This window comes from Lachnospira sp. (assembly GCF_016290755.1).
Classification (GTDB): Bacteria; Bacillota; Clostridia; order Lachnospirales; family Lachnospiraceae; genus Lachnospira; species Lachnospira multipara.
The window spans coordinates 1-25448 of record NZ_JAEEVD010000010.1 but is presented as its reverse complement, the minus strand read 5'-3'; the positions used below and the strand labels follow the sequence as shown (position 1 = coordinate 25448).

Sequence of the window (25448 nt, the reverse complement as noted above, 5' to 3'; positions counted from 1 at the left end):
TGGATTATGGTTACTGTTGAACAGTTACTTATGCTTGCTAAGGAGAAAAAGGCTTCTGATGTACATATAACAGTAGGTCTTCCTCCCAAGGTAAGAATTAATGGAGAGTTAGTAAATCTTGATTATCCAAGACTTTCCCCAGAGGATTGTCAAAAGTTAATTGAGGAAATAATGGATGATAGGCAGTGGGAGATTTTTAAAGAGGAAGGCGAGGCGGATTTCTCTTTCTCAATTCCAAGAGTAGGTCGTTTTAGAGTAAATGTATATAGGCAGAGAGGTTCTGTTGCTTGTTCAATGCGTATTGTGGGTACTGAAATTCCAAAGCCAGAAAAGCTTGGTCTACCTAGGTCTGTAATAGATTTATATGATAAAAAAAGAGGCCTTGTACTAGTTACTGGTCCTACAGGTTCAGGTAAATCAACAACTCTTGCATCTATTATTGATAAGATAAATGATGAGAGAAATGCCCATGTTATTACCCTAGAAGACCCGATTGAATATTTGCATAGTCATAGAAAGGCTATGATTAATCAGAGGGAAATTGGCATTGATACAGCAAATTACGCCAAGGCCCTACGTGCTGCCCTAAGAGAAGATCCAGATGTAATACTTGTTGGAGAAATGAGAGACCTAGAGACAATTTCAACAGCTATAACTGCCGCTGAAACAGGTCATTTAGTATTCTCAACTCTTCATACCATTGGAGCCGCAGCAACCATTGATAGAATTATAGATGTATTTCCACCACATCAACAACAGCAAATAAGAATTCAGCTAGCAGTGGTTTTAGAGGCTGTTATATCTCAACAATTAGTGCCAACTCTTGATAAGCTAGGACGAGTGGCAGCTTTTGAGGTAATGCATGCAAACATTGCCATTAAAAATCTAATTAGAGAAGGCAAGACCCATCAAATTGAGGGCATTATGCAAACCTATAAAAAGGATGGCATGATTACCATGGATGATGCCTTATTTGACCTTTATATTAGGGGAGAAATAAGTGCTGAATCGGCCCTTAGTTTTTCACAGGATATGGCCTATTTAGACAAGAAAATAAATAACTTATATTAGTATTTATAGTCGTTTAAATTGTTGAATGGGAGCAATACATTTGCTATAATGAGTATAGGTAAGGATAAGTTTGCGTGGAGCATGACAAGTGAATATGAGAGGTGAGTATGGATACATATTTATATCAAGCCATAACCTCAGAGGGTATAGAAAAGAAAGGTTCTATAAAAGCGGAGAATGAAAGAGAGGCACAATTAAGGATTAGAGAAACTGGATTAATTCCTATTTCCGTATCAAGACAGAATTTTCTCAATAAAGATATAGAGCTTTCATTCTTAAAGGGGAAAGTTAAACAAAGGAATATGGCGGTTTTTTGCCGACAGTTTTCTAGTATTATAAAAGCTGGAATATCTATTGTTAGCGCACTTGAGATGTTAGAGGAACAAACAGAGGACTCTAGTTTAAAAGAGGGAATTAAAAGAGCTAGAGCAGGGGTAGAAAAGGGCGAGTCACTTGCAGACGCCCTAAGAGAAGATAAGATTTTTCCAAGTATTCTAATTGAAATGATTAAGGCTGGTGAGAGTTCAGGCAGCCTAGAAAAGTCTCTTGATAGAATGGCGATTCAATTTGAAAAAGAGGCAAAACTAAAGGGAATTATAAAAAAGGCAATGATGTATCCTATTGTTTTATTAATCGTAATGATAGGCATTTTAGTGGTTATGCTAACATTTGTAATTCCTAACTTTGTGACCATGTTTGAAGACTTAAATACAAGCCTTCCAACTTCCACAAAGTTAATCATAGGACTTAGTGATTTATTTAGAAACTATTGGTTACTATTAATTGTATTGGTAGCCTTTCTCATATTTTTATACAAAATCTATAAAGCTAGTGATGGTGGCAGACACAAAATAGACGGGCTTAAATTAAAGCTTCCAATCTTTGGAAAGTTAGCTGTTAAAACCGCATGTGCTTCCATTTCAAGAACACTTGCAACCCTTATACAATCAGGCATGCCACTGATTTCGGCCCTAGATATAACGGCCCAGACCATGCCAAACATTCACTATAAGGATGCATTAATAAAAATGAAGGGCGGAGTAGCACTAGGTATTCCCCTTTCATCACAAATGAAAACAATGGATATTTTTCCAGCTATGCTAACACATATGGTGGGCATAGGAGAGCAGACGGGTAACATGGAGGAAATGCTTTCTAATAGTGCAAATTACTACGAGGAAGAGGTTGAAATTACAACCACAAGTCTTACAGCATTATTAGAACCAGTTATTATAATTATCATGGCGCTTTTAGTAATACTACTAATTGCAGCAATTTATCAGCCAATGATTCAATTATATAATAGCATTTAGAAAGTGATGATAGCATCGCAACAAAGAACAAGTGTGTTATAAACTTAGGAGTTAAGTTTATATAAAAACTAAAAAAGGAGAACGAAAATGGTTAGATCACAGAAAAAGTTAGGAAACAAGGGTTTTTCATTGGTTGAATTAATAGTAGTTATTGCTATTATGGTTGTTTTAGTTGGCGTTCTAGCACCTACACTTTTAAGAAGTGTAGAAAGATCTAGAGAATCAACAGATTTACAGACACTTGATTCAATCAGAGAAGCAGTTATGGTGGCAACGTCAGATGAAGCAATTGAAAATGAAGTTGCAGACGGTGCCATTATTGACCTAGGCTCAGGGGATAGCGCAGATTTAGAGGGAACAAGTTTATCTAATTATTCTTCACTTCAGCAGGAACTTCAGGCATCACTTACATCAAGCATTACAATGAAGTCATCAAAGGCAAAGTCAGGCAATATCTATATTGTTATTGCAGATAATGGCTCAGTATGTGTAATGGTTGCAACAACAGCACCTACATCAACAACACAGTTACCAGCAGATACTGATGCAGTAGCTTGTGCTAGAGTTACAGACGCATACTTTATTGTAAAGTAGAGTAAAGGACTTAATTAAAATGCAACAAGAAATTTACCTGTATATTATAATTTTTATTTACGGCTTAGTAATTGGCAGTTTTATAAATGTATTAATTTATCGACTACCAAAGAAAGAAGATATTATAATTAAAGCTTCAAGTTGCACTAATTGTGGCCATAGATTACAGTGGTACGACCTCGTACCACTGTTAAGCTACATATGTTTACGAGGCCGTTGTAGATATTGTGGCAAGAAAATAAGCCTACAGTATCCAATTATCGAATTAGTTAATGCTTTATTATACCTAGTTATATTTTTAAGATTTGGATTTGGAATTTATGGAGTTTTAGTTAGTTTATTTAGCTCCATTTTACTTGCAATAGCAGTTATAGATTTTAAAAGCTATATTATTTATGATGGCTTAAATATAGCCTTATTAGTTATAGCCATTATTAACGCAATTATAAGCATAAATTTAGCTGATAAATTTTTAGGCTTTATAGGAGTTAGTGGCGTTATGTATTTACTAGTTGTAATTTTTAGACATTTTAAAAACATAGACGTCTTTGGAGGAGGAGATATAAAGCTTATGGCAGCCGCAGGACTTTTCTTAGGACTAAAAGAAACAGTTCTGGCTTTTTTTATTGCATGTATTTTAGGAAGTGTAATACATACTATTAGAATGAAACTGACAAATGAAGGACATATATTGGCTTTTGGACCTTATTTATGTTTAGGAATATATTTTTCTATTCTATTTGGAAAGGAAATAGTAGCCGCCTATTTAGGCCTATTTATATAAGGAGGGCATATGGCATTTGTGAAAGTTAAAGGAAAACTAATTAGTGCAGTCCTAAATAATGAATTCATAAAGATGATGGAGGTATCAGTAGTAGGTAAGCAAATCCATGTTTACAGAGCTGTGACCATTGAAACACCTAAGGACTGCGTAAATGATGGCATATTAACTGATCTTGATAAAATAGCTAAGGCTATGCAAAATGCCATGCTTGAAAAGGGCTTTGAATCTAGCAATATCTGCTTTTCTGTAAGCTCTACAAAGATTGCTACAAAAGAAATTGTTATACCCAATTTGCCAAACACTAAGATTGCCAAACTTGTAGAGGCAAATGCATCTGAATATTTTCCAGTTAATATTAGTGATTACATAGTTGAATATTATATAGTAGATAGATTTAATGAGGATGGGGCTAGTAAGTTAAAACTTATGCTTGCAGCCCTTAATTTGGATATGGCAAAAAGCTATTATGAGCTTGCTAAAAAGCTTGGCCTTAATTTATCTTTCATAGATTATACAGGTAACTCTGCCTATCAGTTAGTTAAACACCAGATTAATAGCGATTGTAATTTAGTTGTGGAGATTGAAAATGATGGCACCGTAGTTAACATTTTCAAAAATAATGTCCTAAAATTACAAAGAATAGTTCCTTATGGAAAGTCCCTTTTAGTGGACGCAGTTATGGAAGAATTTGACCTAACCTATGAGGCAGCCCTGCTTAAACTGCAAAATGAAGAACTGCTTCAAAGTGAATTTGATGGGGATGCAATTACAGAATCCCTACGTTATTTAATTGGAAATATTAATAGAATCATGGATTATTACACCTCAAGAAATAAGGGTGATGAAATTGCAAAGGCCTATGTTTTAGGTAATGCTATTACTATTAAGGGCTTTAACGAGCTTTTATCTAATGAGATTAAAAAGGAAGTTACAAATCTTGTGGATTTAAATAATGTAATCTGTGATAAGAAGACAGCTTTTGAAAAAAGAAGACTTAATTCTTATTTGAATAACCTAGGTGCTTTAATTGAACCAGTAAATTTTATTCCAAAAGATATTGAAAAAGAAGTAGTACTAAGGGGTGAATTAAAGCCTTTTAAGTTAATCTTAGGACTATCAATTATTGTGACGGCGGTTTTGATTATATATCCTCTAACAAAGAATTTCTATCTTGTACAAAAGGAGAAAAATCTTAATAAGTCCATAAGTCAAAAGAGTGAAATAAGTGAAATTGTAAATGAATATTATGATGCTAAGGATGCCTATCTTGATGCTAAGGCCTTTAAGAATTTGACAGTTAGTAGCGATGATGAATTAGAAAAGCTAGTTAGCATTTTAGAAAAAAATTTACCAGCAGATGTTGTTATAAAAAATATGACTGTATCTAATGGCTATGTAACTATATCAGCAACAGCAAGTTCAAAGCTATCTATTGCTGCAATGATTACACAACTAACTAATACTTCTGGTATTAGTAATGTGGAATTGCCAAGCATACAGGAAAGTAAAAATAGCTTAGAGACAATAGTACTTTCCTTTAGTGTAAGCTTTAACTTTAGCGACCTTAGTGATGAGTCTTAGATAGAGGGGTGGTATTTATGAACGATTTTTTAAAGAGCCTTTTTAAGAAGTTAAATATTAGCACCGAAGTTTCAACTAGAGATAAAAAATTATTGTTATTGCTTTGTTCTTTTCTACTAATTATTGCCGCCTATTATCTTGTATTTACTAGGGTGGATGCAAAAAATGAAAAGCATGAGGTAGAAATTGTAAAGCTTGAAAAGCAAGTAAAGGACCTAGAAGAGAAGACAAAAAATAAGGATAAGTATTTAGAAGACACCAAGGATTACACAAGCAAAACAGAAGAAATACTATCAAATTATTCCTCAGGCAGCAGTAAAGCTTATATCATAAATTTTCTAAACACAGTAGAGTCAAGCACCGGAGTATGGATTAAATCTGCCGCCTTTGAAACAGCTAATCCAATTTATACCTTTGGTATATTAAATAGCTCAAATCCCGCAAGTACAACTAGTTATGAAACAGATATGGTGGGCTATAGTAACAGCCTATCTATTGCCTATGAGGCAGATTATAATGAATGGAAAAATTTTATTAGCTATGTAAATAGCTATTTTAGTAAGAATACAATAGATAATATATCTTCTTCCTATGATGCTTCCTCTAATATCGTGTCAGGTACCATGACCATTAGTATGTATTATATTACAAGCACTGATAGGGAGTTTAAGGAATCCACTTATGATTTTATAAGAGGAAAAGACAATTTATTTATGGAAAATGTAGACACAACACAGTCAGTTACAGTTAGTGATTAGTAAGGTGGTCCTATGGATAAAAGAAAAGGAAATGAAGGATTTTCTTTAGTAGAGGTTTTAATAAGTATAGCTATATTAGCTATTGTAACTCTGCCAATTTTATCTATTTTTACAAATGCTGCAAAGACTAATTCAAAAGCTCGTCGCACTGAAAATGCCAACACTGCAGCAAATAATATTATTGAAGAGATAAAAAATGTATCAGTTTCTAATCTAGAAATTGAAGATCTAAATTATAGCTACCAAAAGGAGAGCAATCAAAGCTTTGAAGATGAGCAGGGAGTGCTCAAATTTTTGGTGTCTAATAATGATAAAGATAGCTATACAGGAATTGATGGGGAAGACTTTATAATAGAGGCAACGCTTGATCCTAGTTATTATAATGACAACTTTACAAATGGAGCGTCTAATAGCAAGAATAATGTCAATAGCTATGGCCTTTCTAGCTATGCAAGTCTAGATAAGGAAAAGAATATTATTTACACAGACGATGCCATAAATGAAGAGGCCGCCACCTACTTTTTAGAATCCACAGGAGACCTTTATGACAGATCTTGTATAAAAAAGACATCCGTTATTGATGTTAGTATAACTAAAGATAGAACAAGTTCTGATTTTGTCTCTTATATTCAAAAACTAGATGTGACAATTTCCTATTCCTACATAGACGAGGCTAGACCTGACCTTAATATTGCTGACTATATTAGAGAGTTTAATTATGCAACGAAACTAATTACAGCCTCTAATTTAGATACAAAATTAGAGCCAGATTTATCAGAAGATGATTATGACTACATAATTTCTTCTTCTAATGATTACGAGAATAATGCCAACAAGATATACATTTTCTATAGCATCTTTGATGATTATTATGCAGATGAAAATGTATCTATAGTTGATGGACAAAAAAAGCAGTATGCAAAGGATGAAATCACCATAAATTATTCCTATGATACTAGCTTTAATAAAAAGGTAGCCTTTTTAAATTTAGACCTACTTTTTATAGAGCAGGAAAAGCAAGGGGATGAAGGCTATGTAGTGCTTAGTAATGACAAAGTAACTTGTAATTATTATAGTGATGCCAATAAAAGCTTGAGGGAAAATTCAAGTCAAAAGGAAGTATCAAAAGACTTAGTGGTGTCCATTTTTTCCAATGTTGAAAACTGGGCATTATCCATTGAAAATGGCATAAAAAGTCCTGGCAAAAATTACATCTATAGGCTTATTGTAAAGGTCTATTATAGAAGTAGAGAAGAAGAGAATTTACTTACAACTATTGTTAGCACAAAGATAGAATAGAGGAAATCCTATGAAGATTTTTAATAGAAAAAAATCAAAAATAAATTTAAAAATGAATAAAGCAGGTTCGACTCTTATTATTGTGCTAATTATGTGCTCTTTTATTCTTATTTTAGCAAGCTCAGTAACCTCTGTAGTTATGCTAAATCTTCGCATGAAAAAGACTAAGCTTAATTCTAAATCTAGTTTCTACAGCTCAGAAGAGGCTGTAGATGAGATTTATTTAAGCCTTTCAAAGACTGCCATGGAAAGCTTTAATATGGCCTATATTGATGAATTAAGGCGCTATTCAGATAATCTAAATCAAGCAAGAACCGATGCAAGCTTTACTAATGCAAGTGCTAATTCCCTTTTTAGAAAAAACTATACAATAAGACTCCTAGAAAAGCTTGGCATAATCACTGAAGCTAACAGGGATAGTTATCTATCTGACATATACCTTTCAGGTAATAGCTTTGATACCCTTTTTGGAGAATTTGATGTAGATAAAAAGGAAAATTTAATTGAGACACTAAAGTCTTATCTTGAGACTAATACAGAAGGAAAGCTTGATGTTAAGGACATTTTAAGCCTTAGTCTTACTAAGGAAAATGAAACGCTAACAGATTTTTCAGGCCTTAATGTAAGTCTTGATAATTACACTTTGAAAATAAAAGACATAACTATTAGCTATATGACAAGTGCTGGTTATTATTCAGATATAACTATTGATTTTGATATTAGCTTTCCATCAGAGCTTCTTGACCTTGTGGATACTAATTTAATTGCCACAACTAATTTTTCAAAATACGCTCTTATTGGAAACACAGGCATTATAAACACTGGTAGCACTAATCTCTATGCAAGTGCTTATGGTGGCGGCGAAACTGGAATTACAGTAGATAATAATGCTAGCCTAAATTTTAGAGGCGGGGAGAATTCTAATTTAATTTCCGGGTCTGACATAAATATTAAGGGAGGCAGTTTTAACCTGCTTTCTGGAAGGCTCTGGGGGGAAAACATTTTCACAAAAAATAACCCTTCAAGCCTTACAATTGCAAGCAATGCCAGCGCCTATCTAAAGGATGATTTGCAGCTAGAAGCAGATAAATCTACTGCCACAATTAATGGAAACCTCTATGGCTATGGCTATGTGACGGCTAACGGGGCTAGTCACCTTTACTCAAGCTCCATGATAATTAACAGTAATGAGAGCAATATTTATATTAATGCCAATGCAAATGTATTGCTATCCGGCAATGCCTATATTGGCTATAACGGCTTAGAAAGCCCCTATGCTACTGGCTTTTCCTATGCAGGCTATGGCAATCAGGAAAGCTATCTAGTGCCTTCTAGATACATTTCCGCTAAAGTAAATCCGGTGCCACTAATTACTGCCACAGACTACAACACTGCAGGAAACACAGGTGTCATAAACTATAAGGGTAAGGAAACTACAATTACTATTGATGAGTCATTCTTTGCCTACGCCTTTCTTAATAGTGATAAGCCCTACGAACTTAAGTTAATTTCAAACGGAGATTCTACTGGCAGCGCCTATTATTATCTTAATTTTAAAAATGCAGCACTAAAGGCAGTTTATGCAAAACTAATTGAGTCTGATGAGGCCTTTGATACCTTTAAGGAAAATAGTAGTTATTATCAGGGCTTAAGCAATAGCAAAAAGGAAGAGTATGAGGAGATTAGAGATGCCCTACATGATAGCCTAAGTGTTAATGCTTCCTCTACAGCTAGCAATATTTATCTTAGCGATTATGCTAATATGACTGCCCTTTCAGATAGCATTTATGATAGTTATCTAAGGGCGGTTAATACAGGCTCTACAACTATAGATTTTAACTATGATGCTTACCTTGCTAAATATAATAATTACTCCATAAGATATAACATTTTACATAAGATCTTGCTTCCAATAGAAGATGTGGATACTAGACTGCTTACAAGTGCAGATATTGGCAGCGAAGAGGTTATGGATGTTGCGGCCTATAGCGACAACGTTTTCAATAATTTTATATCTAGTGAGGGCTTTAGAAAATATATTCAAAACCGAGCAGTAGCGGCGCACAACTACGGTGTTATATCAGAGGATGACTATATGCTTGTTGCCATTGATAATGAGGGCGCTAGTAAAAATGCTGTAATTGTGGATTCTAGTCTAGCTAATTCAAGCTACAGCCAGGGTAAATTAAAAATGTCAAAGGGCATAATAATTGCCTCAGGAGATGTAACTGTAAGATCTGATTTTACTGGGCTTATTATGGCTAAGGGCACAATTAGACTTGAGGGAAATGTAAATATTTACCCTCTAACTGAAAGCCAGATTATGAATATGATTGAAGCAGATGATGGTGTTACAAATGGGGCTGGAAGCGGTCTTTATCCTTTTAAGTCGATTTTCCTTTATGGCTATGAAGCAGAGGATGAGGACAGCCTAAATAGTACAGACCTTGAATATACGGATTTAGTTGAGATAAAGAATTGGAGAAATTAATGAAAAAAATGGACATGAAAGGCTTTAGTTTAATTGAATTACTAATAACGCTTGCCATAATGCTTGTGGTAATATCAGGCAGCGCTATCCTTATGTCCACTTTAGTCAATGCCAATGAGCAAAGGGCAGTAAATTCCCTAAAATCAGAGGTGGAGATGCTTAGAAGCAACACCCTTTCAATTGATAATTCCTACTATATAGAAATTACTAATAAAGAGGGAATAATCTATATAAATAGCTATAAAAATGGTGATTTAATGGATTCTACTAAGCTTGGCTCTAGGATATCTCTTTCTATAAGCTTTACAGAAGGGGATACAAGCACAGGCCTTGCCCTATCAAAGGGCACTAGTCTCTTTATTGAATTTGACAAATCAAAAGGTTCTGTTAAAAGCCTAAATTATGGAGGAAGTGCAGTTAGTTCAACTGAGGATGTCAATGGAACTAGCGTTTATTACATAACTTTTACAGGGGGAACTAATCTAATAGAGAATAGCTTTATAAACTTTAATATAAAGGGCAGAAAAACAAAGTCTTTGCTACTTTATTTAAAGACAGGAATCTTTAAGGAATAGGGGGAACTATGAAGGAAAACGAAAAGTCAAAAATTACACAAAATAATAAAGGCTTTAGTTTTGTAGAACTTATCATTGCCCTTGCAATTTCAAGTGTTGTTCTTTTTGCCCTAGGTGTTTTTGTAAGCCAAAGCGTAAGGTCTTATAGAAGGTCAACAGTTAATGCAAAGCTTGAGACTAACCTAGATAATGCCATGGCCTTTGGGGAGAGTTGCGTACTAAACGCTAGCTCTATAAGGCTTTTTAAAGTTGGAGATTTAGTTTATCTACTAAGCTATGATAGTGACAACAATCAAGTAGGCCTTAAGTATGAAAATGAGACTCTGTATTACATTTTCAATCAAGAGGAAAGTTTTATAGCAGGAAACATTACTGACTTTAGTGTAAAGCTAAATAAGGACATGATAAGCCTAACAAGAAAAGATTCTAATAGCTTTAATCTAGATTATGTCTCAGATTATCCAATGCTTGATATAACTATTAGCTCAAAGCTATCGGGCCAGGAAAGGACCATAAATAAGAGCTTTAGCACTAGAAATAGCTGTAAGGATAAGTTTTATTTAGGGAAGGGAAATAGTGAGTCTAGTATAGATTTTGTAAAGCTTAGTACTAGTGAAAATCAAGTAATTCCTACTAGCTTAGTTGATAGTTTTATAAATCGGTAAATAGGAGTGCCTATGAATAAGGAATTTAAAAAGGATTTGTATAAAATAGCCCTTTTATTAGTTGTTATTTTTTGCATTTCGCTTCTAGCAATCTTAAAGGGAAATAAATCAAGTACGGTGGCAGCAGATACTGTTAGCTACCCTATTAGAGTGCTTGAAATTGAGCCAAGTGGCGCAAGCAAATATAACAATTATTCATCGGCTAAGCAGATTCTTAAATGGTTTGGTTTTAAGGTAAAAAATATAAAGTCTAGTAATTACAAAAATTATGTAACCATAGATAGCATTGCCTCAAACGGTTTTATTGGCATGAACTCTGATATTGTAAATGACTATGATTTAGTAATTATAGGAGATTATAATCCTAAAGGTTATCTTGCAAGCGGCGCCCTTCAGGGTAATGGAAACTACTCGCCAGCAGGTAAATTTTTAAAGATGAATTTATCCATAGAATCCACAGGAGAGACGGTTTATGCTGCCTTTAGTGGCAATGACTTTACCCTTAAAAGCCTTAATAAATTGATGAATTTTATAGACAATGGTAAGCCTCTAGTTTTAGCTAATTCCATTTATAATGCCATTAATGAAAAGACCTCAACTAATAGTTGTAATTACAGCGTAAATGTCTATAAATTAGCCCCTTATTATTTAGAAAAAAATGGACATAATACCTCTAATATATTTGATGAAACTAAAGATATTTCTCTTAACTATATTAGTCATCCAGAAATAAGTCTAGATGATGATTTTAAGGCAGATTATGACAGTAATAAGATAATTAATTCAAAAAAAGTTTTAGCTTCTTCCCTTTCTAGTTTTGAAATTTATGGACAAATTGGAACTACTAGTGAGAGCTATGACCTTGATATTTATATTGATAAAAACGGCGATGGTATATTTTCAGAAATAGCAGGTGAGGAGTATGAGCTTTACTATTCTTCAACTCGTTCAACAGATAGTAAAATCACCACGGATAATAAGGGTAACTTTAGAGTAAGTCTTGCCCTTCCAACAGAGCTTAGAGGCTATGTGGGAATTAAGCTGGTGGCTACAAATAAGACCGGAGGCTCTTGTCAGGATACAGGCTGTATTATTGTTTCAGAAGAGGATGTAAGCGAAGTTAAGGTATTACAAATTGTTCCTCTTGATGATGTAACCACAGGAAATTTCTTACTTGAAGATGAAGCTTTTATGGAAAGATTTGATGCCATTTCAGATTTGGTTGGAATTGATTTATCCATTGATAGTGTCTCAGTTAATGACTTTGTTAGCTGGTATGATGGGGTTGATTACGAAATGAATGGGCTGGATATCTATGATGAGTCCAAGAATAAATTGTATAAATACGACATGCTAGTCATAGGCTTTTATGATAACTTTAACCGTGAGGATATTGAAAGTGAAAGTGCTCTAAATAATATTGAGGACTTTATAAATTCCGGCCGTGCAGTGTTATTTAGCCACGATAATTTTATTTACTCCGCCTATTCAGATGTTAATTATGAAAATGTAAGAGTTCTAGATATGTCGTCTGCTAAGAAATCTAATATTGATACCTCCTTTTATTTAACCTCAAGGTTTAGAAATATGGCAGGTATGGATAGATACGGGGTTTCTGATAAGTCGGTTACAAGTGTAGCAGGGGCTAATAAAGCCACGGTTTTTGATGATAATTATCAGGGCTATACTAATTTAAATCTTATGAGAAGAGGCACAGATAATGGGAATCCTTTTAAGATATATACTAATATTTCCGATGAGATAAATAAAAGTGTTCTAACCACTACTAATGTAAGGCAGCTAAATAAGGGTCAGGTTACAGAATACCCTTATGGAATTGATGAGAGTATTACAGTTTCAAAGACCCACTCCCAGTGGTTTGTGGTGGATTTAGAGGCAACAAATTCAAAGCTAATTGATTCTTCAAAGGATGTAGTGGTTTGGTATGCTCTCTACTCTTCAGATACGGGCTCTTATTACCACCTATCAGGAGTTGACGCCCTTAATAACTACTACATTTACTCCAAAGGAAATATTACTTATTCCGGCTGTGGTCACTCAGAGGTTACAAAGGATGCAGAACTTAAGCTTTTTGTTAATACTGTAGTTAAGGCCATAAAGTCTGGTAATTCTACACCTAAGATTTCAAGCACTACAGGAATTAAGACGGGCTCTAATTCCTACGAGCAGGCAATTAGATCAAATGATCTTTCTTACTTATCAGACCTTACTACAACCACTAACTATTTAAGATTTACAGTAACAGATATTGATATGGGTATTTCAAATGGTGCCTATTCTTATGGAAGAGCCTTCTGGGATGTGGACGGAGATGGAAGCTTTACAGAAGGAGTGGATGTGATATTAGAAGAATACGAGGGAGACAATTGCCTCAGAAATAAAGTGGAAAATGTACTGGATTTACGAGATTATCTAAATCTAACAAATAATGAAGGAATAACCCTTTATGATAGTTTAACTAGGGGAGATTTAGTAATTACAATCTATGCAGAGGATGTTAATAAAACTAGGGGAACTACTAGCTTTAGTCTTGCAAGAAGGGATTTATTTGACTTAGATTAGAATTTATGATAGTCTAGGAAAGTCTTTTAGCTAGAATCTAGCAAAATTCCAATTAACAAATAAGAAAACAAAACTAAAGCAAAAAGTAATTAACAAAAGAATCAAAAGAAAGGACATTAGATGTATAGTTGTATTAAATCGGCCTCTGTTTACGGACTTGAAGCTATTTTAGTGGAAGTGGAAACAGATGTCTCAGATGGTCTACCAGATTTTAACATGAGTGGTTTACTAAGTAGTGAAGTAAAGGAAGCTAAGGAAAGAATCAAGGTAGCAATTAAAAATTCAAATTTTAAACTTCTACCCCAAAGAGTAGTAGTAAACATATCTCCTGCAGATATTAGAAAGGATGGAACGGGCTTTGACCTGCCTATTGCCCTTGGCTTACTTGCGGCAAATAATCTAATAACTAATGAATCTTTAGGAGAGTATTTCTGCATTGGAGAGCTTGGCCTTGATGGTAGTATAAAAGGGGTTAAGGGAATTTTGCCCTGCGTATTAATGGCTCAAAAAGCTGGTATTAAAAATGTAATTATTCCAAAAGCTAACAAAGAAGAGGCTTTAATTGTAGAAGATATAAATGTAATTACCGTATCTAATCTAAAGGAATGTGTAAATATAATTAATGGTAAATTAGAGCCTTCAAGTCTTAATCTTGATAGTCTAGACACATTTTCGAAATCCCCAATTATAGAAGAAAAGGATATAAAGACCCCGGACTTTAGTGATGTCAGGGGGCAAAATAGCGCTAAAAGAGCCACAATGATTGCAGTAGCCGGGATGCACAACATCATGTATATGGGGCCTCCAGGCAGTGGAAAAACCATGCTTGCAAGTAGAATTCCCTATATTATGCCGGATATGACAAAAGAGGAAAGGCTTGAGGTCACTAAGATTGAAAGTGTAGCAGGAATACTAAAGGAGGGCAGTGGTCTTGTAAAAAAACGACCTTTTAGAAATCCTTATCATAACATCACCATGAATGCCTTAATGGGAGGTGGCGCTTTTGCTAAACCTGGGGAAATCACCTTAGCAAGTAAGGGGGTTTTATTTCTTGATGAAATCACAGAGTTTAATTCAAATATTATTGAAAGTCTTAGAAGTCCTATTGAGGATAGAAAGGTTAAGGTTACAAGACTTAATTATTCTTATGACTACCCTGCAGATTTTATGCTAGTGGCGGCCATGAATCCTTGTAAATGCGGCTATTACCCTGATAGAACTCGATGTAAATGTAGAGAAGTAGACATAAGAAGATATATTGGAAAGATTAGTAATCCAATTTGGGACCGCTTTGACATTTGCATAAAAACTAATGAAATTAAGTTTAAAGATATAGCCTATGAGACAGAGATGGATGAAAATGTGCTCTCAAATAAAAAGATGAAAGAAATGATTTTAAGGGCTAGAAAGGCACAGCTAGAAAGATTTAAAGACACTAATATCAATTTTAACTCCCAGATGAATTCAGAAATGGTAAAGAAATACTGCCAGTTAAAGGATAGGGAAAAGGAGCTTATGGAGCGTTTTTATGAAAAGAAACATTTAACAGCTAGAGCTTATACAAGGATCCTTAAGACGGCTAGAACTATTGCGGATTTAGAAGGGGAGAAGGACATTAACTGGAGTCATATTTCAGAGAGCTTTTCCTATAGAAGGGTTAATGAATAAAAACAAAAGAAGAATAAGGAGAATTTTATGGAAAATTTAAGCGAGATTACAAAGGGATTTTACTGGTATTGGATTAATAGCATCCCAAGGGTGGGCCTTGTAAAAATCCACAAATTACTAGAATATTTTGGGAATCCTAAGAGGGTATTTTTTGCAAAGAAGTCGGACTATTTAAATATAGAAAAGATTAGTGAAAATGATGCTAAGGCCATTGAAGAATCAAAGGAGGTTGGCTACATTTTAAAGGACTATATTAAGCTTAGAAAGTCAGATATGAAATTTAGCTATCCAGGAAAGGAAGACTATCCAAAGCAGTTACTTGATATAGATAATTATCCTGTGAATCTATATTATTATGGAAGACTTCCGGATTTTAATAAGCCAATTGTTTCTATTGTAGGGGCTAGGGGCTGTACTGATTATGGAAGAAGAATTGCCTATGAGTTTGCAAAAAACTTTGCAGCTAATGGTATTCAAGTAATTAGTGGCATGGCCCTAGGAATTGATTATTATGGACAAAAGGGGGCTATTAGTGCTGGCGGTTATTCTTTAGGAGTTCTTGGAACTGGGGCAGATGTATGTTATCCAAGAAATAATTTAGAGCTATATCTTCATTTAAAAGCGCACGGAGGAATATTGTCAGAATATAAGCCAAATACTCCTGCAATTCCCGGACATTTTCCAGAGAGAAATCGTATTATTAGCGCACTTAGTGATGCAGTAATTGTAGTTGAGGCAAGGAATAAAAGTGGTAGTAAAATTACGGTGGATTGGGCTCTAGAACAGGGAAAGGACGTCTATGTAGTACCAGGGAGAATCTCTGATCCTTTATCAGTTGGATGTTTAGAATTATTGAAGGAAGGTGCTAATCCTATACTTAGACCAGAAGATATTTATCAATGCGATTTAATTTCTACTAAAAGCAATAAAAATCAAGCTTTATCTAGTGAAATTTCCCCACAAAATGAACAATTTAGACACAATTTAAATAAATTGCCTATTGCCAGTCCAAAAAATATGGTGTATAGTGAACTCGATTTGTATCCTTGTGCGTTAGATGATTTAGTAACTAAAACAAGGTTACCTTTAAGTATCGTGGTGGAAAATTTATTAGAATTAGAGCTAGAGGGTTTAGTGGAGGAGACAACGAAGAATTGCTATGTAAGGGTACAAATCTAACATAGTAACGGAGGAATATGAAGTGGCTAAGTATTTAGTAATAGTAGAGTCGCCAGCTAAGGTAAAAACAATTGGAAAGTTCTTGGGTTCAAATTACAAGGTAATGGCCTCTCAAGGACATGTACGTGACCTTCCAAAGTCACAGATGGGTATTGATCCAGAAAACGATTATGAACCTAAATATATAACAATTAGAGGTAAGGGTGAATTACTTGCTGCCCTAAGAAAGGAAGCAAAGAAGGCAACTAAAGTATATCTTGCAACCGATCCCGATCGTGAAGGAGAGGCTATTTCTTGGCATTTAGCAGCAGCTCTTAAATTAGAAGATAAGGATATCTATAGAATTACCTTTAATGAAATTACAAAGGGTGCAGTTAAGGAATCTTTAAAGAATGCAAGAAAGATTGATATGAATCTTGTTGATGCACAGCAAGCAAGACGTGCCCTTGATAGAATTGTGGGTTATGGAATCAGTCCTCTTTTATGGGCAAAGATTAAGAGAGGTTTATCAGCTGGTAGAGTTCAGTCTGTTGCACTTAGAATCATTTGCGATAGAGAGAAGTTAATAGATGAATTTATTCCAGAAGAGTATTGGACAATTGAGGCTAATTTAAATATTGAAGGTGAGAAGAAGCCTATTGTTGCCCAGTTTACAGGAACATCTAAGGGTAAGCTTGAAATCAAATCAAAGAATGAAGCAGATGAGATTTTAGCTAAACTTAAAAAAGAGAAATTTAGTGTTGATCAGATAAAGAAGGGTGAGAGAAATAAAAAAGCTCCACTTCCATTTACAACAAGTACAATGCAGCAGGAAGCAGCTAAGGCCCTTAACTTTGCAACTCAAAAGACCATGCGAATTGCACAGCAATTATATGAAGGTATTGAAATTGAGGGAAGAGGTAGCGTAGGTTTAATTACTTATTTACGTACTGATTCTACAAGAGTTGCAGATGAGGCAGTAGCTACAACAGCAAGCTTTATTAATGATAATTATGGTAAAGACTATGTAGCTGGTAATCATACTGAGGCAAAGAAGGATGAGAAGAGAATTCAGGATGCCCATGAGGCAATTCGTCCTACAGATTTAACTCTTTCACCAGTTGTTGTAAAGGATTCTCTATCTAGAGATCAGTTTAGATTATATCAATTAATATGGAAGAGATTTATTGCAAGTCAGATGACTCCTGCAGTTTATGAAACAACTTCTGTTAAGATTAAGGCAGGAGATTATAGATTCTCAGTATCTGCATCTAAGGTTAAGTTTGAAGGTTTCATGGCAGTTTATAAGGAAGCTGATGATGAAGAGAAGTCTAATACTTTAGCTAAGAGCTTAGATGAGAATTCAAAGCTTAGTTTAGAAAATGTTGAGGGAATTCAACATTTTACACAGCCACCTGCACACTACACAGAAGCTAGCTTAGTAAAGAGTCTTGAAGAGCTTGGTATTGGTAGACCATCTACTTATGCACCAACTATTTCAACAATTATTGCTAGACATTATGTGGCAAAGGAACAGAAAAACCTTTATGTAACAGAGCTTGGTATTGCAGTTAATAACGCAATGACAACAGCCTTCCCAGTTATTGTAGATACACAATTTACAGCTAACATGGAATCATTACTTGATGGAGTTGAAGAGGGAGATGTGGATTGGAAGGATATTATTAGAAACTTCTATCCAGATTTAAAGGAAGCAATTGATACAGCCTCTAAGGAATTGGAAAATGTAACAATTGAAGACGAGGTTACAGATGTTATCTGTGAAAACTGCGGTAGAAACATGGTTGTTAAATATGGCCCACACGGTAAGTTCCTTGCTTGCCCTGGTTTCCCGGAGTGTAGAAATACAAAGCCTTATCTAGAAAAGATTGGTGTTCCTTGTCCTAAGTGTGGTAAGGATGTTGTTCTTAAAAAGACTAAGAAGGGTAGAATCTTCTTTGGTTGTGAAGGCTATCCAGAATGTGACTTTGTTTCATGGCAGAAGCCATCAGTTAAGCCATGTCCTCAATGTGGCGGCTATATGGTTGAAAAGGGTTCAAAGCTTGCTTGTGCTAACCCAGAATGTGGCCATGTAGAAGTGCTTAAAAAGAACGAAAACTAGTATTACAGGGGTGAATTTATGAGTATACAATTATTGGACAAAACTCGTAAAATTAATAAGTTGTTACACAATAATCACACCTTAAGAGTAAATTTTACAGATATTTGTCTTTGCCTTTCAGAGATTTTATTATCTAATATTATTGTTACTAGTAAAAAGGGCAAAGTCCTTGGAATGGCTAATTTAGAGGAAGGTCCCTTTATAAAGGATTTAGTAATATCTAAGGGAGGTTTTATTGACCCAGAGCTTAATGAGAGATTTTTAAGTGTCCTTAGTACTAATGAAAATGTTAATCTTGCCATCTTAGGTTTTGATAGTAAGGATGTAAAGAATATTACAGCCCTTATTACACCTATTGAAATTGCTGGCGAGAGACTTGGTACACTTTTTATGTACCGAAAGAATAATAATTATGATATTGACGATATTATTCTTAGTGAATATGGAACTACAGTAGTAGGCCTTGGTCTTATGCAGTCTGTTAATGAAGAGTCTGCAATAGATGCAAGAAAGCGCCAGATTGTAAAGTCTGCAATCTCAACCCTTTCTTCTTCAGAGCTACAGGCTATGAAGTATGTTTTAAATGAACTTGATGGAACTGAAGGAATATTAGTTGCCTCAAGAATAGCTGATAAGGTAGGCATTACTCGTTCTGTTATTGTAAATGCCCTAAGAAAATTTGAGTCGGCTAATGTAATAGAAACTAGATCTTCAGGTATGAAGGGAACTTATATTAAGGTATTAAATGACTTAATATTTGACGAGGTTGAGGCTAAGGATGGCAGTCTTTCTCTTTAGCTTATTAGGCTAAAAATCAATGAAAGACGAAAAATCCTACTAAAATTACTAAATATATAAATAATCTTGCTTTTTTACTATAAAGATAGTACAATATTACTATCCAAGGAGGATAAAGCGACGAATGGATGGATCCACATTAGTGGGTCCATTTTTTGTTTTATCTTGAAATACGTGATTTAAAGATCTTGCAAGACTTTGGTAAGACAAAATTTACTTGTAATTTTATTAATTTATTTTATAATTAAATTAGTATTATTCGTGAATTAAATATACTCATAGTAAATAAAAAGCTTTTTCTTTTGAAAGGAGAATCTATGGCGACAGGAGCATTTGGTTATGTAAACCTATTAACAACTGCTGCTAATGCAAGTTGGGCGAGGGAAGAAGTACTAAGTAATAATATTGCTAATGTTGATACTCCAAACTATAAAAGGCAAGACATAGAATTTACTACATTTTTAGAAAATGCCCTTCAAAGAGCAGGTAGCGATGCCACCTCTCTTAGTCAGAGAGTAAACAATGTTAATTACAATGATATTGCAATTAGAACTTATACAGATAATTCTACACTTTCATATAGAACAGATGGAAACAATGTGGATTTGTCCACTGAAAATGTAGAACTAGCCTCAGAACAGTTAAACTATTCGGCATTGATTGACAGCATTAAAAATGAGTTTAATAGGTTTGGTTATGTGATTAAGTAGTAGGAATAGTCTAGCTAAAGGAGGATTATATGGCACTTTTTACATCCTTTAACATTAGCGCTTCTGGAATGACAGCACAGCAGCTAAGAACTGATGTTATTGCAGAAAATATTGCTAATGCGGATACAACTAGAACTTCTGATGGAAAAGCATACGTAAAGAAAAACGTTGTATTTACAGAAAAGACTTTAACAGGTACAGCACTTGGAAAGAAAGCAAGTGTTTATCAGAGCTATTCTACATTTGCAGATGCACTTCGTATGGCAAATGGAGGAATTGTAGGAAATGGTGTTAAGGTAACAAGCGTTTATGAAGATACAAATACAGATATGAATATTGTTTATGATCCATCTCACCCAGATGCAGATGAGAACGGTTATGTAACATATCCTAATGTAAATGTAGTACAGGAAATGACAGACTTAATTGATGCTTCAAGATCTTATGAGGCAAATATTTCAGCCTTTAATGCAGCAAAGGCTATGGCTCAAAAAGGCTTAACCATTGGAGAATAGGAAATAGAAATTTATTAGTAAAAGAAATCATAAAGAGAAATTATAAAGAGAGATTATAAAGAGAAATTAGTAAGGTTTATAAAGAGAAGTAAGATACTTAAATTTGGAGGTGGCTTATGGATGTTACACAGGCTGTAAATAATTTAAATTCAGACTATGTCTATAAGGTAACAAATGCCATGAATCAAGGGGCACTAGAAAAAACTAGTGAAACTAATTCAGGGGATGCTTTTAGTGCAGTCTATTCTTCTGTTACAAGCTTACTTGAAAGTACTAACGACTATATTAAACAAGCTCAGCAGGCAGAAGTTGACTTTGCCCTTGGAAACTTAACGAACACACATGAATTAGGGGTATATCAGCAACAGGCAAATATTGCATTGCAATACACTGTTGCCATAAGAGATAAGGCGCTAGAAGCCTACAACGCAATAATGAATATGCAGATTTAACAAAACCATTTTTGAAGGATTTGGGGTGTGAGAATTATGTTAGAGAGAATTAGGGAAATACCGGCTAAGCTTCTAGACATTTGGAGAAGTTTTTCGAAAGCTCAAAAAATAATTATTGTCAGTGGTATTACTGTCTTTATTGTAGCAGTAATAGTACTGGCCTTTGTGCTGTCTAGACCTAAATACGAAGTCTTAAAGACTTGTAGTGATTATGAGACTTTAGGAGAGGTACAGACATTACTTGATGAAAACCAAATCAAATACAAAATTGATAATCTTATAGTTTATGTCGAAGATAAGGATTTAACTAAGGCTAAGGTAGCAATTGCCTCAGGTAATTTAAAAGCTGATGGTTATACCTTTGAAGAGGCAATGTCTAATGATCTAACAACAACAGACTCCGATAGAATTAAGAAATATGCCAACTATTTGCGAAGTAAATTATCCGCTGACCTTGAAGGCTATAATGGCATTAAGTCCGCTGAGGTAAATGTAACAATACCAGAAGATACCTCTAGCTTTTATGCAAACTCAGCTGAAACTACTGTAGCTGCAAAGCTTACAACTACAGGAAGCTTTGATGAGTCACAGGCAGAGGCGATTGCCCTTTTCCTTGCAGCCTCAGTTGGTAATTCCTCAACAGATAACATTACCATTACAGATGATAATGGAAATGTATTGTTTAGCGGTATTAATTCTGACTCCACATCCACAGTTACATTAAATAAAAAGCTTAAATACAAATCAACAATAGAAAATACAGTAGTTTTATCTCTTCAAAAGGCCATTACAAGTAGTGGTTTATATGATGAGGTAAATGTTGCTATTAATCTAGATTTAGACTGGGATACTATCAATGAAATCTCAACTACTTATACAGCACAAGAAGGTAGAGAAGAAGGTCTTTATTCAGAAAGTTATGAGCTTGAATCTACTGGAAATACAGGGGCTAGTGGAACTCCAGGAACTACAAGTAATGATGAGACAACTTATGATGTTACAGATGGCACAAATTCTACTTCTACTTATATAGTAAAGCAGTATTCATATTTGCCAAATGAAATCCGAAAGACTACTACTAGTTCTCCTGGAGATATTGTTTATGATTCATCTACAATTGCAGTAACCCTCATACAAAAGGTTGTTTATAAGGAAGAGGAGGTGCAGGATGCTGGACTATTGTCTGGTACAACTTGGGACCAATATAAGATAGATAATGCTGAATCTGTAAAGTTAGAGGTAGATGATGACTGGATTCAGATTATTGCTAAGGGTACTGGTATTACAAACACTGATAACATTTCAGTAGTTGCCTACCAGGTACCATATTTTGAAGATAAGCCAGCAACTAATATTTTAAAGACAGCTAGCTTCTGGATTCAGATTGTGCTTGCTGTGGCTATCTTAGCAATTCTTATCTTAGTAGTTCTTAGAAGTACAAGACCTCTTACAGTTGAGGAGACAGAGCCTGAGTTATCTGTGGAAGATATGTTAGCTACTACTAAGGAAGCAACTGCTACACAAACAGTTGATGATATTGATGTACAAGAAAAATCAGAAACCCGAATTGCTATTGAGAAATTCGTTGATGAAAATCCAGAGGCCGTGGCGCTATTGCTGCGTAACTGGTTAAATGAAGACTGGAATTAGTAAGGGAGGAAGAGTATATGCCAAAAGGATCTAATGGTGAAAATGAGATGGATGGCGTTGAAAAAGCCGCCACACTATTAATTGCACTTGGACCAGAAAAATCAGCAAAGATTTTTAAACATTTAAAGGAAGAGGAAATAGAACAGTTAACCCTTGAAATTGCCAATACTAGTAGTGTTTCACCCCAGACAAAGGAAGCAGTTCTTTCTGAATTCTATGAAGTATGTTTAGCTCAGCAGTATATTGCTGAAGGTGGTATTTCTTATGCTAAGGAGCTTCTTGAGAAAGCCCTTGGTGAAGATAAGGCTAAGGATGTTATTGGTAAGTTAACTGCCAGTCTTCAGGTTCGTCCCTTCGAATTTATTAGAAAGACTGATTCATCACAGTTACTTAACTTCATTCAGGATGAGCATCCACAGACTATTGCCCTTATTTTATCCTACCTACCAGCAAGCCAAGCTTCAATGGTTGTAGGTTCTCTAGCACCAGAAAAGCAGGCAGATGTTGCAAAACGTATTGCCTTAATGGATAGAACAAGTCCTGATGTAATTAAGCAGGTTGAAAAGGTATTAGAGCGTAAGCTATCAAGCCTTGTAAATCAGGATTACACAATCGTTGGTGGTGTAGATGCCATTGTTGAAATTTTAAATACTGTTGATAGAGGAACAGAAAAGCATATTATGGAGACTTTAGAAGTAGAAGAGCCAGAGCTTGCTGATGAAATCAGAAAGAAGATGTTCGTATTCGAAGATATTCTTTCACTTGATGATAGATCTATTCAGAGAGTTCTTCGTGATGTTGAAAATTCCGACCTTTCTCTTGCTCTCAAGGGTGCCACAGAGGAAGTTCAAAATGTTGTGCTTAACAACCTTTCAAGCCGTCTTGCTTCTATGATCAAGGAAGATATGGAATTCATGGGTCCTGTTCGTATGAAGGATGTTGAAGAGGCTCAGCAGAAGATTGTTAATATTATTAGAAAGCTCGAAGATTCAGCAGAAATTGTTATTGCTAGAGGTGGAGGTGACGAAATCATTGTCTAATCTTCTTAAACGTGGAAGTATTATTAATAAGGACGAAAGAGTCATTGATTACAATGAAATAATACAAAAAAAGATCGAGGCTCTTAGTGAAAGCTACGCAAGAAGAGATGAGGATGGTTTTGTTAATGGCCTCGATGCAGATTACATAGACTATGATGACTATGAAAATGATGAGGACATAGATTCCTTACTTGAAGATGGTGAAGGGCATGAGGAAGATTATTCAGAGCTTACAGCTGATGTAGATGAGGAATTACAAAGGCTTTATAATCTTGAGAATATGGGCTTTGATGATGATATATCACCAGAGGAGCGAGACGCCATTTTACAAACAAGAGAAAGAAGAAAGCAGGCTCTTTTAGAAAAAAAAGAGGAGCTAATTGAGGAGGCAAGAAAGCTAAGAGGCAAATCTAAGCCAAAGGAAAGACAGGCAAGATCTGCATCTAGGCCTACTTCTAATATTACTACAGAGAGTCTAGCCCAAATTAATAAACAGTCTGAGGAAATACTTGCTGCTGCCAATGAAGAGGCAGAAAGAATTTTAGAGGAAGCAAGACAAATGGCTGAGGGCATTGTTAATAAGGCCAATGAAGAAACAGAGGCTATTAAAAATGATGCAGCCCAGTCAGGTTACAACGATGGTTGTATTAAAGCGGAAGCTAAAATTGAAGAAATGCGACAAGAACTTGATAATGAATATAATCAAAGAAAAGAAGAGCTTGAAAGAGAGTACGAAGAAAAGAAGGCCAATATTGAGCCGGAGCTTGTGGACATTTTAACAGATGTATTTAAAAAGGTGACCTTAACTGTGGCAGAGGATAATCAAGAGATTATTATGCATTTAATTAATGGGGTTATGAGAAATGCAGATAGCAGTCATAACTTTATTATTAAGGTTTCACCAGATGACTATAAATTCCTGATTAATAATCAGGGAAAGCTTTATGTGGCCATGTCAAAAGAAGTTAATATTGACATATTAGAGGATCCAACCATGAAGCGAAACGAGTGTATCATTGAAACAGATACAGGAGTGTTTAATTGCGGCCTTGATATTGAGCTAGATAATCTAATTAAGGATTTAAAGCTACTTAGCTGCATTTAGTTATTTAGATATTTACATTAGTAGATACATTTTCATTAGTAAATAAGAATAAGAGGGGGAGTGGCATTGGTGTCATTAGTAGACAGAAATAAATACTATGCTCTAACAGATAAGTCTTTTTATGACAAACTTGGTAAGGTTACCAAAATCGTAGGACTTACAATTGAATCTATTGGCCCAGATGCTAAGTTAAATGATCTATGCCGCATTGTCTCTGCGGATAAATCTGTGGTTTTATATGCAGAGGTAGTAGGCTTTAGAGATTCTAGGGTTTTACTTATGCCCTTTGATGTAGTAGATGGCATAGGTCCTGGTTCCGTTGTGGAAAATACAGAACATCCCCTTTCTGTTAAGGTAGGAGATGAAATTCTAGGTCACACCCTAGATGGTCTTGGAAATCCCACAGATGGCTTTAAGCTTGAAACTAGCAAAGAGTATTCTGTTGAGGCCACACCACCAGATCCTATGGATAGGGTAATTATTAATGAAGTGCTTCCTCTTGGAGTTAAGGCAGTA

Annotated in this window: 21 protein-coding genes and 1 pseudogene; all 22 read left to right on the top strand. The window is 34.9% G+C overall.

Annotation, left to right across the window (positions count from 1 at the left end; translation table 11 throughout):
* Positions 1 to 6: 6 nt before the first annotated feature.
* Positions 7 to 1071 carry a type IV pilus twitching motility protein PilT gene (locus QVA17_RS04340; protein WP_287386706.1) on the top strand — a complete coding sequence of 355 codons (1065 nt, stop codon included), beginning with the start codon at positions 7 to 9 and terminating at the stop codon, positions 1069 to 1071.
* Between the two features lie 107 nt (positions 1072 to 1178).
* Positions 1179 to 2384 (top strand): type II secretion system F family protein, encoded by a 1206-nt coding sequence (locus QVA17_RS04335; RefSeq protein WP_287386705.1) that lies wholly within the window; start codon positions 1179 to 1181, stop codon positions 2382 to 2384.
* Between the two features lie 87 nt (positions 2385 to 2471).
* The gene (locus tag QVA17_RS04330; RefSeq protein WP_287386704.1) at positions 2472 to 2978 is read left to right on the top strand and encodes a type II secretion system protein; all 507 of its coding nucleotides are present in this window, start codon (positions 2472 to 2474) and stop codon (positions 2976 to 2978) included.
* A gap of 19 nt (positions 2979 to 2997) precedes the next feature.
* On the top strand, positions 2998 to 3762 hold the full coding sequence (locus tag QVA17_RS04325; RefSeq protein WP_287386703.1) for a prepilin peptidase: 765 nt from the start codon (positions 2998 to 3000) through the stop codon (positions 3760 to 3762).
* A 9-nt stretch (positions 3763 to 3771) separates the two neighbouring features.
* On the top strand, positions 3772 to 5343 hold the full coding sequence (gene pilM / locus QVA17_RS04320; protein WP_287386702.1) for a pilus assembly protein PilM: 1572 nt from the start codon (positions 3772 to 3774) through the stop codon (positions 5341 to 5343).
* Between the two features lie 17 nt (positions 5344 to 5360).
* The gene (locus QVA17_RS04315; protein WP_287386701.1) at positions 5361 to 6101 is read left to right on the top strand and encodes a hypothetical protein; all 741 of its coding nucleotides are present in this window, start codon (positions 5361 to 5363) and stop codon (positions 6099 to 6101) included.
* A gap of 12 nt (positions 6102 to 6113) precedes the next feature.
* A complete protein-coding gene (locus QVA17_RS04310; protein WP_287386699.1) occupies positions 6114 to 7400 on the top strand; it encodes a type II secretion system protein in 1287 nt (428 codons plus the stop codon).
* Positions 7401 to 7410: 10 nt separating this feature from the next.
* Positions 7411 to 9891, top strand: a complete 2481-nt coding sequence (locus QVA17_RS04305) for a hypothetical protein (protein WP_287386698.1) — start codon at positions 7411 to 7413, stop codon at positions 9889 to 9891.
* Positions 9891 to 10466 carry a pilus assembly FimT family protein gene (locus QVA17_RS04300; protein WP_287386696.1) on the top strand — a complete coding sequence of 192 codons (576 nt, stop codon included), beginning with the start codon at positions 9891 to 9893 and terminating at the stop codon, positions 10464 to 10466. The genes QVA17_RS04305 and QVA17_RS04300 overlap by 1 nt, the downstream gene beginning before the upstream one ends.
* An 8-nt stretch (positions 10467 to 10474) precedes the next feature.
* On the top strand, positions 10475 to 11131 hold the full coding sequence (locus QVA17_RS04295; protein WP_287386694.1) for a PulJ/GspJ family protein: 657 nt from the start codon (positions 10475 to 10477) through the stop codon (positions 11129 to 11131).
* Between the two features lie 12 nt (positions 11132 to 11143).
* Positions 11144 to 13714, top strand: coding sequence for a DUF5057 domain-containing protein (locus QVA17_RS04290; RefSeq protein ID WP_287386692.1), 2571 nt, complete (start codon positions 11144 to 11146; stop codon positions 13712 to 13714).
* Positions 13715 to 13834: 120 nt separating this feature from the next.
* Positions 13835 to 15382 carry a YifB family Mg chelatase-like AAA ATPase gene (locus QVA17_RS04285; RefSeq protein WP_287386690.1) on the top strand — a complete coding sequence of 516 codons (1548 nt, stop codon included), beginning with the start codon at positions 13835 to 13837 and terminating at the stop codon, positions 15380 to 15382.
* Between the two features lie 27 nt (positions 15383 to 15409).
* Positions 15410 to 16561 carry a DNA-processing protein DprA gene (gene dprA / locus QVA17_RS04280; protein WP_287386689.1) on the top strand — a complete coding sequence of 384 codons (1152 nt, stop codon included), beginning with the start codon at positions 15410 to 15412 and terminating at the stop codon, positions 16559 to 16561.
* A 22-nt stretch (positions 16562 to 16583) separates the two neighbouring features.
* Positions 16584 to 18662 (top strand): type I DNA topoisomerase, encoded by a 2079-nt coding sequence (gene topA / locus QVA17_RS04275; protein ID WP_287386687.1) that lies wholly within the window; start codon positions 16584 to 16586, stop codon positions 18660 to 18662.
* Between the two features lie 18 nt (positions 18663 to 18680).
* Complete coding sequence (gene codY / locus QVA17_RS04270; RefSeq protein ID WP_027431365.1) at positions 18681 to 19460, top strand: GTP-sensing pleiotropic transcriptional regulator CodY; 780 nt, start codon at positions 18681 to 18683, stop codon at positions 19458 to 19460.
* A gap of 317 nt (positions 19461 to 19777) precedes the next feature.
* On the top strand, positions 19778 to 20170 hold the full coding sequence (gene flgB / locus QVA17_RS04265; protein WP_027431364.1) for a flagellar basal body rod protein FlgB: 393 nt from the start codon (positions 19778 to 19780) through the stop codon (positions 20168 to 20170).
* A gap of 29 nt (positions 20171 to 20199) precedes the next feature.
* The gene (gene flgC, locus QVA17_RS04260) at positions 20200 to 20685 is read left to right on the top strand and encodes a flagellar basal body rod protein FlgC (protein WP_287386684.1); all 486 of its coding nucleotides are present in this window, start codon (positions 20200 to 20202) and stop codon (positions 20683 to 20685) included.
* A 116-nt stretch (positions 20686 to 20801) separates the two neighbouring features.
* Positions 20802 to 21137, top strand: a complete 336-nt coding sequence (locus QVA17_RS04255) for a flagellar hook-basal body complex protein FliE (RefSeq protein ID WP_287386683.1) — start codon at positions 20802 to 20804, stop codon at positions 21135 to 21137.
* Positions 21138 to 21173: 36 nt separating this feature from the next.
* Positions 21174 to 22787, top strand: coding sequence for a flagellar M-ring protein FliF C-terminal domain-containing protein (locus QVA17_RS04250; RefSeq protein WP_287386681.1), 1614 nt, complete (start codon positions 21174 to 21176; stop codon positions 22785 to 22787).
* A gap of 17 nt (positions 22788 to 22804) precedes the next feature.
* Positions 22805 to 23827, top strand: coding sequence for a flagellar motor switch protein FliG (fliG, locus tag QVA17_RS04245; protein WP_287386680.1), 1023 nt, complete (start codon positions 22805 to 22807; stop codon positions 23825 to 23827).
* Positions 23808 to 24932: a FliH/SctL family protein gene (locus QVA17_RS04240; RefSeq protein ID WP_287386679.1), complete on the top strand. Its 1125-nt coding sequence runs from the start codon at positions 23808 to 23810 to the stop codon at positions 24930 to 24932. Before fliG ends, QVA17_RS04240 begins: the two co-directional genes overlap by 20 nt.
* Before the next feature lie 60 nt (positions 24933 to 24992).
* Positions 24993 to 25448 (top strand): annotated as a pseudogene (fliI, locus tag QVA17_RS04235) (flagellum-specific ATP synthase FliI); the annotation flags it as partial.